General features: G+C 31.3%; 14 protein-coding genes. 11 read left to right on the top strand and 3 right to left on the bottom strand.

From position 1 onward, the window contains the following. On the bottom strand, positions 1–368 hold a 368-nt coding region (locus tag H8911_RS03260; RefSeq protein ID WP_186998684.1), incomplete at its 3' end, for an IS110 family transposase. A 490-nt stretch (positions 369–858) separates the two neighbouring features. On the opposite strand from H8911_RS03260, the gene H8911_RS03255 reads away from it, so the two are divergent. After that, on the top strand, positions 859–1,425 hold the full coding sequence (locus H8911_RS03255) for a hypothetical protein (RefSeq protein WP_186998683.1): 567 nt from the start codon (positions 859–861) through the stop codon (positions 1,423–1,425). Between the two features lie 323 nt (positions 1,426–1,748). On the opposite strand, the gene H8911_RS03250 is transcribed toward H8911_RS03255, so the two are convergent. Further along, on the bottom strand, positions 1,749–2,603 hold the full coding sequence (locus H8911_RS03250; protein WP_186998682.1) for a hypothetical protein: 855 nt from the start codon (positions 2,601–2,603) through the stop codon (positions 1,749–1,751). 365 nt (positions 2,604–2,968) lie between these two features. Beyond that, complete coding sequence (locus H8911_RS03245) at positions 2,969–3,679, bottom strand: LytR/AlgR family response regulator transcription factor (protein ID WP_255466262.1); 711 nt, start codon at positions 3,677–3,679, stop codon at positions 2,969–2,971. 1,511 nt (positions 3,680–5,190) lie between these two features. Here H8911_RS03245 and H8911_RS03240 point away from each other — a divergent pair. From H8911_RS03240 to tig, 10 genes are all read left to right on the top strand, one after another. Next, positions 5,191–5,790, top strand: a complete 600-nt coding sequence (locus H8911_RS03240) for a hypothetical protein (protein ID WP_186998680.1) — start codon at positions 5,191–5,193, stop codon at positions 5,788–5,790. Beyond that, positions 5,762–6,163, top strand: coding sequence for a hypothetical protein (locus H8911_RS03235; RefSeq protein WP_186998679.1), 402 nt, complete (start codon positions 5,762–5,764; stop codon positions 6,161–6,163). Before H8911_RS03240 ends, H8911_RS03235 begins: the two co-directional genes overlap by 29 nt. Positions 6,164–6,390: 227 nt before the next feature. Beyond that, complete coding sequence (locus tag H8911_RS12895; RefSeq protein ID WP_369410291.1) at positions 6,391–8,742, top strand: TOTE conflict system archaeo-eukaryotic primase domain-containing protein; 2,352 nt, start codon at positions 6,391–6,393, stop codon at positions 8,740–8,742. A gap of 92 nt (positions 8,743–8,834) precedes the next feature. After that, positions 8,835–10,367 (top strand): hypothetical protein, encoded by a 1,533-nt coding sequence (locus H8911_RS03225; protein WP_186998678.1) that lies wholly within the window; start codon positions 8,835–8,837, stop codon positions 10,365–10,367. A 293-nt stretch (positions 10,368–10,660) separates the two neighbouring features. Next, on the top strand, positions 10,661–10,984 hold the full coding sequence (locus H8911_RS03220; protein ID WP_186998677.1) for a phospholipase D-like domain-containing protein: 324 nt from the start codon (positions 10,661–10,663) through the stop codon (positions 10,982–10,984). Positions 10,985–10,993: 9 nt separating this feature from the next. Then, positions 10,994–11,209 carry a phospholipase D-like domain-containing protein gene (locus H8911_RS03215; RefSeq protein ID WP_186998676.1) on the top strand — a complete coding sequence of 72 codons (216 nt, stop codon included), beginning with the start codon at positions 10,994–10,996 and terminating at the stop codon, positions 11,207–11,209. 55 nt (positions 11,210–11,264) lie between these two features. Beyond that, positions 11,265–12,032 carry an InlB B-repeat-containing protein gene (locus tag H8911_RS03210; protein ID WP_186998675.1) on the top strand — a complete coding sequence of 256 codons (768 nt, stop codon included), beginning with the start codon at positions 11,265–11,267 and terminating at the stop codon, positions 12,030–12,032. 1 nt (position 12,033) lies between these two features. Continuing rightward, positions 12,034–13,410: an MATE family efflux transporter gene (locus H8911_RS03205; RefSeq protein ID WP_186998674.1), complete on the top strand. Its 1,377-nt coding sequence runs from the start codon at positions 12,034–12,036 to the stop codon at positions 13,408–13,410. A gap of 115 nt (positions 13,411–13,525) precedes the next feature. Next, the gene (locus tag H8911_RS03200) at positions 13,526–14,257 is read left to right on the top strand and encodes a DUF3196 family protein (protein ID WP_186998673.1); all 732 of its coding nucleotides are present in this window, start codon (positions 13,526–13,528) and stop codon (positions 14,255–14,257) included. Further along, positions 14,250–15,527: a trigger factor gene (gene tig, locus H8911_RS03195; protein ID WP_117573153.1), complete on the top strand. Its 1,278-nt coding sequence runs from the start codon at positions 14,250–14,252 to the stop codon at positions 15,525–15,527. Before H8911_RS03200 ends, tig begins: the two co-directional genes overlap by 8 nt. The last annotated feature ends 10 nt before the right edge of the window (positions 15,528–15,537 follow it).

The raw sequence follows: 15,537 nt of genomic DNA, 5'->3' as shown, positions 1-15,537 counted from the left end.
ACATATACAGATTTATATGATCCACTAGCCAAGTTCTTTGCAATATTCAAAGCATCCATTCTGTCATTCTTTACCATCTTATTTTTTGCAGAAACCTGCATAGTTGTAGGAGCCAAAATTACACAATCCACTCCTCTTGCAGTTAACGACTTATAAAGAGAATATCCAAGACAACCTGCTTCATAACCACATTTGATTTCTACATCGTTTTCATAACGACTTTTAAGTGTTTCAATAAACTTAATTACTAGTTTTACATCAGAAGCAAATGTAGATTCTGAAACGATTTCTCCTGTATAACCATCATAAGCGCATAAACTAAACGAATTTTTGTGGACATCCATTCCAACAGATAATATACTTTTCATAGTGACCTCCTATTGTGTTATGGCATCGACACCATAAGTGTTTTTAATCAATTCAATTATGAGTCGTAATCCACGTATTGACAATAGGAGGTCACTTCATATTATCTCATTGTTAGTTAAAATAAATGAAAAAAAATACATAGGCGAATTATTATCAATATTACTTATATTTATTCCATTTATGTTTAATAACTATTCATTTTTTGGCTTTTTCCCATCAAATGTAATTCAATTATCTAGAAATATTTTGAACTTTAGCTGGATAAATGGAATAAATTCTATATATTTAGAATTCATTGCTTTATTATGTGTTGCTATTTTATTGTTTTTGCTAGTTTGTCGAAAAAATAGAAAAGAAACTTAAATTTTAATTGAGCTTTTCGCATATTTAAAGCCACTGATTCCATTAACCAGTGCCATTTATACAACTTTAGTTGTAAGGCGAATTTGCATTCAATCTGTGAATTATAGATTTGGAGGTTTAGAAGATATGACTAAATTTTTTTTGCTCGACTTAATTCTATTTTTGATATTTGGCGGTGTTGCCATTATTTTACAATATCATTTCGGGAGTAGGCTTAATAAGAAATTTGAAATAGTTTATGGTTGTATATCTGCAGTGATTATAGCAGTTACCAGTATAGTATTTACAATTAAAATGAATCCCATTATTACACCTTCGTTGCATGCTGATTATTTAAAGTTACATGAAGAAATTAAATATGAGAGTATAGAATTATGCGAAAACTACAGAGATTGCACACTTAAGATTGTTGCAAATGGTTTTAGATGGGGATACCAAACGTATTATTCTGGGGATGCTAATGTTGAGATATACAATAGCAAAAATGAAAGGTTGAATTATTATTACAAAGCTAAAGTTTATTACAATATTGATGTTAATAGTGTTATTGTGTTAAAAGATGCAAACGATGCTAAAGTATATATTTTCAACTTTGACACAAATCAACAAACACAGGATTTTTATGATTTGTTATGTAAAAAAGTTGATAAAGTAGGTGTTTCACATACTGAGAGCCATTCCGTCCATCACTAGGAGCCAGGTAATCCATTGCTCAGAGCCACTAAATCCACGAAGAGTCACTTCAAATTTATGAAATGGCTTTTTTTTATTATTCGATCTTTGAATAATCTTCTCGAAAAGATCTACTTTTTAAAAGAATTGTATAGGATGAGTTTCTAAAACTGTAATTGACGGCTAATTCGGTGCACCTCTAGCGGTTATACCAGTTACTGATGACGGCTTGATTTGGTGTAACATAACGGATGATCAGTGTAATAAGGCCTTAATACCATAGTTTGACTACGGTGAAACGAGGCGCTTTTGCGGCCGAATAAATTCGGATGGGATTAGGTGAATTAGTTTATTAAGAAAATTATATCTACAATCTTTAAATTATAATCGAATGATATGTCTGATTGAGTATTAAACTCTTTATCAATATTTGAAGTTGATTCATTTATATCATTTTCGAATGTAGAAGGAAAATTAAAAATAATTTGAAGAGTACAAGAATATATATCTTTTCGCGATTTAATGATAATAAATCTTTGCTCATCAGATAAACTACAATATTTTATAGCAAGATCTAAGATTTTAGTAAAAAAAATCATTTGATTGATGGAATCTAATTTTGATAAATCATCACTATAAAGGGTTGATGTAACTGAAATGTTTAAACTTGATAATTGATTTTTTTTATGGTTTAAAACTGTTGAAAAGATTGGAGAATTGGTATATATTTCATTAAATTCTTTGATCGTCTTGTTTGACAATGATTTAATTAATGAGTCTAGCTCATCATATTTTTTCTGATCTATTAACTGATTAAGTTCAGCACAAGTATGAAGTAAATTGTGTAAAAATTTAAAATTGGATTCATATTCCTTGTTTAAGGAATTAAATTTTGAAATCATCATTTCATTACTTAATTCTGATATTTCTAAACTTTTTTTAAGGGTTTCGTTTTTAATGATTTGTAGTTGAAACAATATTGTAATAAAATTAAAAATTAGCAAAAGAAATAAAATAATAACAAGAATCTTGTTTCCTGAAAAGAGTGTTTGATAGTTTCCATATACAATGAGAAACAATATCGTTGTTAACGCAGGAAAAAACAAAATATAAAAGGATTTAGGTAAGTTTGTGATTTTAATAGTATGACATATTTTTTGTATGATATATGAAAAAAAATAAGCAAAAAGCTGTGTCAAAATTATAATCACCAAATAAGTATTTGATGTGTAGATATTATTTAAAGAGAAACTAGGATTAAATAATTGAAAAAAAACAATTGATAATGACTCTGAAATCCCTATCGTCAAGTAACATACCAAAAACAATATAAATTTATTAATTAATGAATCCTTAAATAATAATGATATATATATGTATAGTGTAATAAAAGAGAGAATTTTTCCTATCTGATTGATTCCATTATAATTTCCTAAATAAGTGCACATAATAGCAAGAAGAAATAATAAAAAAAACATATAACAGGATATTTTTCTTTTGGCAATAAATTGGTTAAAGAAATGTGTAATAAAAATAACTGTGAGTATATCGGATAGAAAAATCATCATAGTATGTTATGCAGATTAGCAAAATATTGATTTGTGAATGACTTTTTGAAATTTTTAGACAATGGGATTTTTTCACCATTGTTCATGATGATATCTTTACCATCTGAAGAAAAACCACTAACATAATCAAGATTAACTAAAAAAGACTTATATGGTTGTCCAAACCCTTTATTAGATAGTTTTTCAATCCAATGTTTAAGAGGATATGTAGTTTTTTTCTCAATTTTATTAACAAAATGAATAATCGTATGTCGATTAAGAAATTCTATGTATAACATATCCTTATAGTGAATCTTATATTGAGATATCTTTTTATCGAAAAAACCGTATTGTTGTTTAAATGAAGTTGATAAGACACTCTGCATCTCTATGTTAAATACTTTTTCATCAATTGGTTTAATAAGATATCTTTTTGCTTCTATTTTATATCCATCTATTAAATATTTTTTAAAGCTAGAAGTGATTATAATAATAGAACTACGATTATAGGTTCTTATTTTTGATGCGATTTCTATGCCGTTGTAGTCTCCTAGTTCAATATCCAAAAAAATCAAATCATATTCTAAGAATAAGTTGGTCCCTACATCGAAGTTCTCAAGATAATCAATCTTATATGATATTTTGTTTGATTGCAAAAAGGAATCTAGTAATTGATGTAAGTGTAGCTTATCTCTTTCTATATCTTCACAAATTAATATTTTTATCATTATGCCTCCCATTTATTATTTTACACCATTTGTTTACTTATTTATACTTTTGTATGAAATTATAAAACAGCTATAAAAGAATTAAAGTTTTTAACTTTTAACTAATGGACTCATGTAAATAAATAATCAGATATTTGACTTTTTGGGAATCATTCAAAAAAGCTAATGTGGCAATATTGCCACTATTCATAAAGTATTACATAAAATATAAAAGAGAAAATGCATGTATATTTTAGTGTGTGTGTAGATTCATTTTCCGCTTTTTTATTTTAGAATCCGTCGGAGGCATGGGGTCTTAGGGGTGCAACCCTAAAAAGTTTGGTCGTTTGGCATCAGACAAATGACATGCTTGCTACTTTTTTAAAGGCGAGGAGATGTAGGGAGCAAAGGTATGTATATTAAAATATAAAAATGGGACATAATAAGTATAAAATATGAATACGTCAATTTAATGCTAAAAAAGATAAGGAGTATATAGAATGTCAGAAGTAGATTTTAAAAAATTTATTCAAAGCACTAAAGTTAATAAACTCATAATTAAATAAAAAAAGTATCAAAGTTTCAAACACTACATAGTACAAAAAAGAACAATTTGAAAAATGAAGATAGAAACAAATTTAGTGAAAATAAATTTCTTCAAACATATGTAGATACAACCGTTGAAAGAAAAAAATATCATTATTAGAGGAGCAGATAGCAACAAAAATGGAAATTAAAAAGTATATTGAATGGTGATTCCTGACTATTATTTAGTGTCTTTTCTTGTAAAACCAATAGAAACCAATGAAAACTATGTCTAAAATACACATGATGATTTGCGCTGTATCATGTGTATAGATACTATAGAGAATCAATACTGCAGTAATGGTGAAAAATGAAATCAGTTTCCATTTTGAATAATCTGTAAGTGCAATGAAAAATAAGATGAATTGTATAGTGAATAATAAGTAATACATATGTATTTGATCCTCCATGAATCTTTCTAAGATTATTGTAATTAAAATCTTGATATGACACAATTGCTTTAATTGGTGTTTTATCATTATTTGTTAACACAGAAGGAAAGAAAAAGGATTATTATATGAATAGAACTACTACAAGACTACAATTTCAGAGTTGTTTCCTACTTAAATTATTTCTAGAATTATATATTAATAATCATAAATGATTAATTTGATTGAATTATCAATTGAAATTTTTTCTGTCTTTGTGTGTTTGTGTTAACACAATGGTTTGTAAAAAGGATTATTCTATGCATAGAACTACTACTAGACAATTATTTGAAAATATGTTTTAGAAACACCCTTTTTCATTGACACAATCTTGTAAATAAAGTCTTAATATGAAAGTTAATTGTGTAGTCTTATATTTAAATGGTGGAAAAATTAAGATAATAAGAAATCATATTTTAGGAGATGTGATAGCAATGGACACAGTTTATATGGTCATACTTACTTGATGTAAAAAAATAAAAGAAAAATAAAAGAAAAATAAAAGAAAGGAAATATGTGATGAAAAATAAAATATATTATGGCATTATTACTTTGATTTTGTGTGTTAGTATTGTAAGCATGTCGACTATTAGTTTATATGCGGCTTCTTACAACAAGAGAGCACAAGTGACAGGAAGCTATCTTTCAGTTTATGCGTATTCGTATTGGTATAACATAAGTGTACAACATAATAATGGTACAATCACTTATGCTAATGATATTAGTTTATATGGATCAAATTGCCAGCATTATGCTCTACAATATGGGTGTACAATCTCTCCAAGTCAATCATCTAAGCTTGTTCATTCTTCCAATAATGCAATAACGTATAATATTAATGTTGCTGTGTATGCTAACACAGCTCTAAGTACGCCAGTTTACGTGGGCTCTTTGACAAACACAATCACAGCCGTTCCTACAAGAGCTCGGTCATTAGAAAATAATGAGTCAATTAACCCTGATGAATGGATTGTTTACTATGAACAAGGAAATGAGCTGTTTTTTGATATTCAAGAAGCTACAAAATTTGCAGCAGAGAATGGATTAAGTTTGATATATGTTATGCAAAAATCTGAGGAGTTAAGAAATAATGAGCATCTCAACATTGTATATCAATAAAATAGCTGACAGCATCCTTTTTGATGAGAAGAATAAAGAATTCACAATATGTGATGGTAGTTTAGGGACTTACAAATTTTGTGATGTTGTTAGAAGTCAAATAGTTTATGAACATGCTAGATATAAAGGTAAATCACCATTGTTTTCTCATAGAGTGTTAATTAGTACGTTTAATACGAGTATTTTTATTGAATTAAAAAAAGTGTATGTAGGTGTTGAAATTGAATTATCAAATAAAGGTAAGGCATATGTATACATATCAAAAAATCCGGTCATTCAACATAACCTTCAATTTGAAGAAGATTATAAAATCGCAAAACAGATAGATAAAAAGTTAAAGAGAATGGCTCTTGAAAAAAACAGGTTGGATTAAGATATTAAAAGCAGTTAAGGTTGATTTATTCTTGTTTTTCTGTTTTTGTGTGTTTGTGTTAACACAATGGTTTGTAAAAAGGATTATTATATGCATAGAACTACTACAAGACTACTACTTGCAGATGTGTTCTGAAAACACTCCTCTCCGTCTAACTAACGGAGTCTTGGGTGTTTTTTTTATTTGCTAATTCAATTAAAATAGTATTGAAAAGAGTGGGTGGTTTTGTGAAACAAACGAATGATAATTTGACTATAATAAATGACTTACAAAAAGAGATTCAATGCTTGAAGAACATTTTGGATCGAAAAGGAATTTCTTATCAGAAAGAACTGGATCAATTAAAGAATTCTACAAATACAGAACCTTTTGAAACGAATCAAGGAAGTCGTATTGTTTTTCCAAATGAAATCACAAAAGATATGGCAAATCGATTTTTTGCTCGTTTTTGGGGTCGTACAGACGTATACGCAAAAAGAGTAGAAAACAAGAAGACAAACAAGGTGGGATACTATCCACAATGTATTAATTTTTGGTCGGATGGGTGTGGCAAGAAATGGAATGCAGGATTTCGTTGTCAAGATTGTCATTACCAAAAGTATAAAGCTTTGACAATTGATAGTATCATGTCACATTTAAAAGGAAATGAAGTGATTGGTGTTTATCCATTGCATAAAGATAATACGTGTCGCTTTTTAGTCTTTGATTTTGATAATCATGATAAAGATGCAGGAAATGATTTTGCAAATATAGATGAGAGTTGGAAAGAAGAAGTTGATGCGATGCGTGAGATTTGTCAATTAAATGGAATTGATCCATTGATTGAGCGTTCTAGATCAGGTAAAGGAGCGCATATTTGGATTTTCTTTGATAAACCGATTTCAGCTATTTTGGCAAGAAATTTTGGGAATGCTTTATTGGATAAAGGGGCAGAACAAGTGAATTTAAAATCATTTAAATACTATGATCGTATGATACCAGCACAAGATAGTATGTCAAAGGGTGGTCTGGGAAATTTAATCGCATTGCCATTACAAGGACGAGCATTGAAAGATGGCAACAGTGCATTTATTGATGAAAATTGGAATGCCTATTCAAATCAATGGAATATATTGTGGTCTAAGCCTAAGCTTTCACAGGTGTTTATAGAAGAAAAAATAAAAGAATGGCATGGAAATTCAGATGATAAGCCATGGGATTCAATGAGTGAATTTGAAAAGAATGAAGTGAATGGAAAAATGCATATCACTTTAGCAAATGGTATTTATGTGGATACTTCAAATTTAAGTGTGTCTATTCAAAATAAAATCCGTAAATTGGCTAGAATTAGTAATCCTATTTATTATAAAAATCAAGGTATGGGAATTTCTACTTTTGGTATGTATAAATATATTTATCTTGGTGAAGATCACAATAGTGGATATATACAAATTCCTAGAGGATGTTATGATGCTTTAATTTCGTATAATAAGAATGCTGAGATTCAAATGATGATTGATGATAAAAGGCAACAAGGAAGAAGTATTGATGTTACTTTTAAGGGAGAATTAAAACCTGAACAAAATGTAGCTCTAAATAAAATGATTGAGCATGATAATGGTATTTTATTAGCGGCTACTGCTTTTGGTAAGACTGTTCTTTGTGCAGATTTAATTGCGACAAAGAAAGTGAATACATTAATTTTGTTGGAGAGTTCATCTTTATTAGAACAATGGAAAGATAAGCTGCAGACATTTTTGGATATAAATGAAGAGTTACCTGAATATACGACACCTAAAGGTTTGATCAAAAAGAGAAAATCATTGATAGGTACTTTACAGGGATCTCATGATTCTATGACAGGTATAATTGATATCGCAATGGCTGGTTCTATATGTAAAAAGGGAAAATTTCATAAACTGTTGAATGAGTATGGCATGATCATTGTGGATGAATGTCATCATGCGGCTTCAAATACAGAAAGTGCTGTTTTAAAAGAAATTAAAGCTAAGTATGTGTATGGTGTTACAGCCGTTGATCGAACGGATCAATTGGATAAGATGAATTTTATGCTTATTGGTCCAATACGACATAAATATTCCGCAAAAGAACAAGCAAAACAACAAGGGATTCCTCGTTTGTTATATCCTCGGTTTACACATGTGGTTGCACCAAGAGGAATGATGAAAGATGAAAAGAATCCAAATGAAGCATACTCAATATTACGAGATAATGATTTGCGAGATCAAATGATTGTTCAGGATATAAAAGATTGTATTCAAAAAAATCGTACGCCTGTGGTTTTGTCTAAATATGTAAATCATTGTAAGAAGCTATATCAACAATTAGAAGGTGTGGCAGATTTTGTTTTCTTGTTGATAGGAAGTCAATCAAAAAAAGAAAATAATCATATTGTTGAATTAATGAAAAGTGTACCTGAAGATAAAACTATGATATTAATTGCGACAGGATCGCTCGTTGGAGAAGGATTTGACCTTGATAGGTTGGATACTTTGTTTCTAGCAATGCCTGTAGCTAGTAGTGTTATAAAGCAATTTACAGGAAGAGTCAGAACGCTCGTGACTTTAGTCATGAGATGAATGACGTATGTAACTGGTTTTCAGCTGTTTCTATACGCGAACCATGATATAATATATACGTAGAATACATTGCAAAAAAAGGAGACTTCGATATGTATACAGTACGCTTTCAATTGGAACTAAGTGGATCTGAGAAACGTTTTTTGTCGAAGTCTTTTTTCTATGCAAATCAGATGCATAATCAATTAGTTCGATATACTACAAATCGTTTGAATGCTTTATTTCATGATAAAGAATATGTGGGTGCACGCAAAGCTTATGGTGAAGCTGAATTTTCTAAAAAGAAAAGTTCTGAACTGTCAGCTTCTGAAAAGAAGAAGAAAAAAGAGCTATCCAATATCATGTGCAGTAAACAAAAAGAGTATAATCTTACGAAGACTTCTTTGTGTAAGTTTGTATCCAAAGAACAAAAGAAATACAAGAACTACATCAACTCTCATCAGGCACAGGCAGAAGCTGATGCTGTATATAAGGGAGTGGAAAAAATTTTTTTTGAGGATGGGCATCATCTTCATTATCGAAGATATAATAGTTTCGATTGTATCAAACAAAAATGTGCTGCAACAGGAGTGCGACTTTCAAGATGGGATACCATCTGTTTTATGAAACATTACTACAAAGTTCGTGTCCCAAAGAATGAATATATTCAAAACATCATTTCATCTGTTGATTTAAAAAAAGATGTTGTTTATTCATTTTTAAAGAGGATCGAATTCAACGGTGGTTTCAAATATTATGTTGTGATCACACTTCGAGGTGATGCACCAAAACGAATCAAGTTGTCAGAAGATGGTGGACATCGTACAGGTGTAGACTTTGGAACTTCAACGATTGCGACAGTCTCAAACAACGAGGTCCATCTAGAAGAACTGGCTCCAGATTCTGTAAATTATGAAAAAGAGATTCGTCATAAACAGAATCTGATAGATGCATCTATGCGAAAGCACAATCCAGATAACTATAATGAAAATGGTACAGTTAAAAAGGGAAAACATAAATGGAAAACCACAAGGCGATGTAGACGTTTAAAACGCCAAGTTCGAGTTCTCTATCGAAAACAATCTGCTTACATTAAGACTTCACACCATACCTTTATCAACAAGCTCTTGAAAAATACAAGCGAATTCATCCTTGAACCAATGAACTTCAAGGCTCTTCAAAAGAAATCAAAGAAGACAGAGCGTAAAAATGAGGCAACGGCAGTTAAACAAAAAGACGGTTCTTTGAAAATGGTGTGCAAATATAAACGTAAGAAACGCTATGGACACTCCATCAAGAACCGTTCTCCAGGTCTTATGCAGGCCGATTTAAAAACAAAGGCAACACAATATGGAATACCATACTACGAAATAGATATTCATCAATACCGTGCTTCTCAACTTCACCATGATACGGGTGAATACATCAAACCTACTTTAAATGAAAGATTTAAAACGATTGAAGGATGTAAAGTACAAAGAGATTTGTATTCTGCCTTTCTAATTTGTCATACTGACGATACATTGACTGCACCAGATTTTAAAACCTGTCATCTTAACTTTCCACACTTTGTTAAGATGCAGGACACATTGATTGTAAATATGAAAAAATGTGGACACACAATGAAATCATGCTTTGGATTCTAGCATAAAGAATCTCTCATCCAGTCAGGTCTAAGACGTAAGCCCTACTGGATGCAGTATGAGTATACAGAGTACAGTCCACATGGATTGGAAATGCTCGAAAAACAAGAGCTATGCAAAGACTATATGCAAGGTCTAGAACCATGCTGAAAGCTTTGCGATGCTCCATTTCTCGCATTGTGAGAAAGAGAATCTCGTCATTTTAATGATGAGAGTACGTCAAAGGAAGAATTCATCGACTATATGATAAAAAAGATACAATACTTGTATATGATTATGTAGATGTCCATATTCCGATGTTTGATCGAATGTACGGAAAAAGATTAAAGGCCTATAAAAAATCAGGTTATGAATTAATTTCAGATACTAACGGCATAAAAAGTGAATCGCAAATTTCTCAATCTATATTTGATGCAAGTAATTATTATGATATGTATAGTCAAGATTTATTGTGTGCTAATAAGAATATTATTGTATCCAGTCCTTCATTATCTGGCGATAGAGTTGTAGAATTTACTAAATTGATCAAAGAAAAGATGGAAAGTGGAGTTGAAGTAACTATAGTTTCTTGGATGCCAGATAAAATCAGGTTTGGAAGTTCAAATTATAGAATGCAGTAGTTAGAGGAAATGAGACAATCTGGTTTTTATCTAAAATCGGCAGAAGATAATTGTGAACATTTTGCGATTATTGATCAGGAAATTGTATGGTATGGAAATATAAATTTATTAGGTAAACAAGATGTAGAAGATCATATTATGAGGATTCAAAGTAAAGAAATCGCAAGTGAACTTATGGAAATGACTTTTGGGAATAGTTTATATAATTATTTGAATAACTTCTAGAAATTTTCCTAGAAGTTTTTCTATTTGTGATAAAATAATGGGCAGGTGATATTTGATGAGTGAAAAAAGAGAAGGTTACCAATTTGTTGGTTGGTATATAGATAAAGAGTGTACAAAAAGATTAAATCCAGGTGGGGTGCTTCCTCATTCTGTGACTTTATATGATAAATGGATTCCTATTTGGTATCCCATTGAATATGATGTGGACGGCGGAGTTATGTCGCGTCGTAATCCAAGATATACATGCATTGAATCGGAAGAATTATTGTTGTATCCGGCATTTAAGAAGGGCGTTATGTTTGTAGGTTGGCAGTTGAATGGTGAAATTATAACGAGTGTACCAGCAGGCATTCATGAACCTGTTATATTGACAGCTATTTATAAAGAATGTCCAGTTATCCACTTTGAAACGTGTGGTGGAGCCAATTATATGGATGTATGTACGGATGAACATGGTTTATTGGAGGATTTAAAGCCGCCAGTTCGAGTTGGATATACCTTTGATGGATGGTTCTGGGATTGTGATTATCGTTGGCGTTATAACTTGGATGAACCCATTCATGAGTCTTGTACTTTATATGCTCATTGGCAAGTAAGTCAATATAAGATTACATATGATTTAAATGGTGGACTAAGTAGTCGAAGAAATCCAAAGTCATATACGTATTTTTCGGATACGATTCATTTGTTGCCGGCAACAAAGCCAGGATATGAATTTGTGGGTTGGTTTGATGAAAGAGGAAATGAGTTAAATGTCATTCGTGAGCATTCAATGGGGAATAAGCATTTAATTGCACAGTTTAGAAAGAGGGAATTGAATTAGTATGCAAAATCCATTAGGGTATGAAAAAGAGTCATCATTATTAAAAAAGTTTGCGATACCAAGTATTATCTCAATGCTTGTATCGTCACTATATAACATTGTGGATCAAATCTTTATTGGTCAAGGTGTTGGTTTTCTAGGAAATGCGGCAACCAATGTAGCTTTTCCATTGACAACAATTGCACTTGCGATTGCATTGTTGATTGGGATTGGTTCAGCAAGTTTATTTAGTTTATATCTAGGTGAAAAGAAGCCAGAACGATCAAGTAGTATTGCTGGGAATGGTATTAGTATGTCTGTTCTTTGCTCAGTAATCTATGTTGTTTTAGTACTTGTATTTCTTGAACCACTATTAAAATCGTTCGGGGCTACAAGTACAATTATGCCTTTGGCACTTGAATATACACGAATTACAACTTTGGGTGTTCCGTTTTTGATTACGACAAATGTGATTAGTAACTTGATTCGTGCAGACGGGTCACCAAAATATTCAATGATATGTATGGTTGCGGGTGCTGTTGTGAATACTATATTAGATCCTTTGTTTATTTTTGGGTTTCATATGGGTGTCGCTGGAGCTGCCATTGCTACAGTAGCTGGTCAAGTGATTTCATTTTTTATTGCTGCCTGGTATATTAAGAGTTTTCAACACATTGAATTTAATAAAAAGAGTTTACGTATTTCTTTGAAGGATACAAAGGAAATGGCAACCATTGGAATGAGTGCTTCACTAAATCAGATTGCGATTTTGTTTGTGCAAATCGTATTAAATAATTCATTGACGTATTATGGACAGTTTACTAAGTTTGGTAGTGATATTCCTTTAGCTGCATGTGGCATTGTGATGAAAACCAATGCGATATTATTAGCTATCATCATTGGTATTTCGCAAGGTATGCAGCCAATCATTGGATTTAATTATGGAGCGCAAAAATATGAGCGTGTTAAAAAGACGTTCAAGCTTGCGATAAGTGCAAATTTGGTTGTTTCATTTATTGGTTGGGCCTTATTTCAATTCTGCACAAGTACTGTATTATCAATATTTGGATCAGGGGATGCGAACTATTTTGAATTTGCGACAATGTTTATGCGAATCTATCTAATGCTAGTATGTATTGATGGAGTACAGATGTTATCGTCTAGCTTCTTTTCGTCAATTAAAAAAGCATATTTAGGAATGTTTTTGTCTATGACTAGACAAGTATTATTTTTGATTCCACTTGTTTTGATTTTACCTAAATTTTTTGGGTTGAATGGAATCTTATACGCGGCTCCCATTGCGGATTTTGTAGCCTTTGTAGTATCGGTTATTTGTATTTTAGTTGAATTCAACAAGTTAAGTGAATTAGAAAAAAGTAGGAAAACAAATTCTCTGTAAAAGGAGAGTTTTTTTCTTTAAATGACATTCTACGGATTCTGTATTTTAGAAATGCGTAGAATTGATTATTATCGATATTTATGGTAGAATACTAATGTTTCGCATGGAGGTATAAGTGAACGCATATTATCATTCTTTAATCGAAGAAATAAAAAAAGAGATAGATGAAAAAAGTTATGCCCAGGCGTACGAATTGATTTGTCAGGAACTGAACATGCCTTATGTTCCAAAGGATGCATTGGAGTTATTGGAATATTATAAGTCTGAATGTAAACCATATTTGGAACAGAAGAGTAAGAGTATGGATTTCAGTAAGTTACAGGATTATGTTCATGGTACTCTAGAACAAAAAATCTATGCGATTTCTATTTTAGAAAACATGAATCTAAGAATGTGTCATGATGAAGTTCAGGAATTACTAGATTCAGATTTACCTGATGAATATAAGGGTACATTGATTGAAGCTTTAATGGAGCAGAAAATTGATGATCCGTTTGATTTGATAAAATCCGGGTTGAACATTACGTTTATACCAAGTGCTATTTTACCTATGGAGCAAGATCAGTCAATCAGTGAGGCTAGCTCATTATTCGAAAGTTGGTTTACAAATGAGGATCCTACTATGATTCAATTTTGTATGTCCCTTTTGATGCAGTTAGTTTTATATGAAAGACCATTCGATCAAGAAGACAAAGATCCTTACCAGCTTGCGAAAGGTATTTGTAGACTTGTGTATGATGCAATGCAGAAATCCGATGAATGGCCTGGTTTTGTTAAAAAACAAGGTCTTGAAAGAATTGAGGATATTGAGTTATCCATTGAAAAGCGAGGAGAAAACAATGACTAGTACTTGGACTTTGAAAGAAAATTCTACTGGTGAATTAGAAGTAACAGTAGAAGGTGAAGCTTGGAAAAAAGCACAGAAAAAAGCATTAAACTATGCTAAATCTCACATGAATTTGAAAGGATTCCGTCAAGGACAAATTCCTGATGCTTTAGTTAAAAAACAACTTTCTTCAAAAGCATTATATGATATGGCTAGTGAAGAAGTAGCTAATGAAGCATTATCAGAAGGAATCAAAGAACACAACATCGATTTAGTAGCTCGTCCTACTTTAGATGTTAAAGAAGCTGATGATGAAAAAGCCGTATTAGTATTTACATGTACAGTACTTCCTGAAGTAACTTTAGGTGAATACAAAGGATTAGATATCAAAAAAGCGGATGTAGAAGTTACAGAAGAAGATGTTGAAAACGAAGTTAAACGTGTTCAAGATCGTTATGCTGACTGGGTTGTTCGTGAAGATGACGATGCTGCTCAATTAGGTGATCAAGTAGTTATCGATTTTGTTGGAACAAAAGATGGTGTAGCATTTGAAGGTGGATCTGGAGAAAACTATCCATTAGAACTTGGTTCAGGATCATTCATTCCAGGTTTTGAAGAACAATTAGTTGGAGTTAAGAAAGGTGAAGAAAAAGACGTTGAAGTTACTTTCCCTGAAAACTACCAAGCAGCTGAACTTGCTGGTCAACCTGCAACTTTCCACTGCACAGTTCACGAAGTAAAATATAAAGATCTTCCTGAATTAAATGATGAATTAATCAAAAAATTAAAAATTGAAAATGTTGAAACAGTAGATGCTTACAAAGAAAAAGTAAAAACTGATTTAACTGCTCAAAAAGAAAGAGAAGCTGAAGAAAACTTCACAAATGAATTGTTAGGAAAAGTTTGTGACAACGCTAATGTTGAAATCCCTGCAGTAATGATCGATGCTGAAGTTGATCGTATGTACAAAGAATTCGAAGGTCGTATGCAACAATCTGGATTCACTGCTAAACAATTCTTAGAAGCAACTCACCAAACTGAAGAAGCAATCCGTGCTCAAATGAGTCCAGAAGCTGCAGCTCGTGTTAAAACTCAGTTAGTATTAGAAGCTATCGTTAAAGCTGAAAGCATTGAAGCTAGTGATGAAGATGTAGAAAAAGAATTTACTACAATGTCTGAAATGTATAACATGGAAGTAGAAAAAATCAAATCATTGATTTCTCCAGAAAGTATTAAAGCAGATTTAGCAAATCAAAAAGCATTAGACTTCATTAAAACTTCTGTAAAGTAGTATAATGTAA

Source organism: Holdemanella hominis (genome assembly GCF_014306155.1).
In the GTDB taxonomy this organism is placed as follows: domain Bacteria; phylum Bacillota_I; class Bacilli_A; order Erysipelotrichales; family Erysipelotrichaceae; genus Holdemanella; species Holdemanella hominis.
Note: the sequence above shows the minus strand (reverse complement) of the source record. Positions and strands in the feature narration are given on the sequence as shown.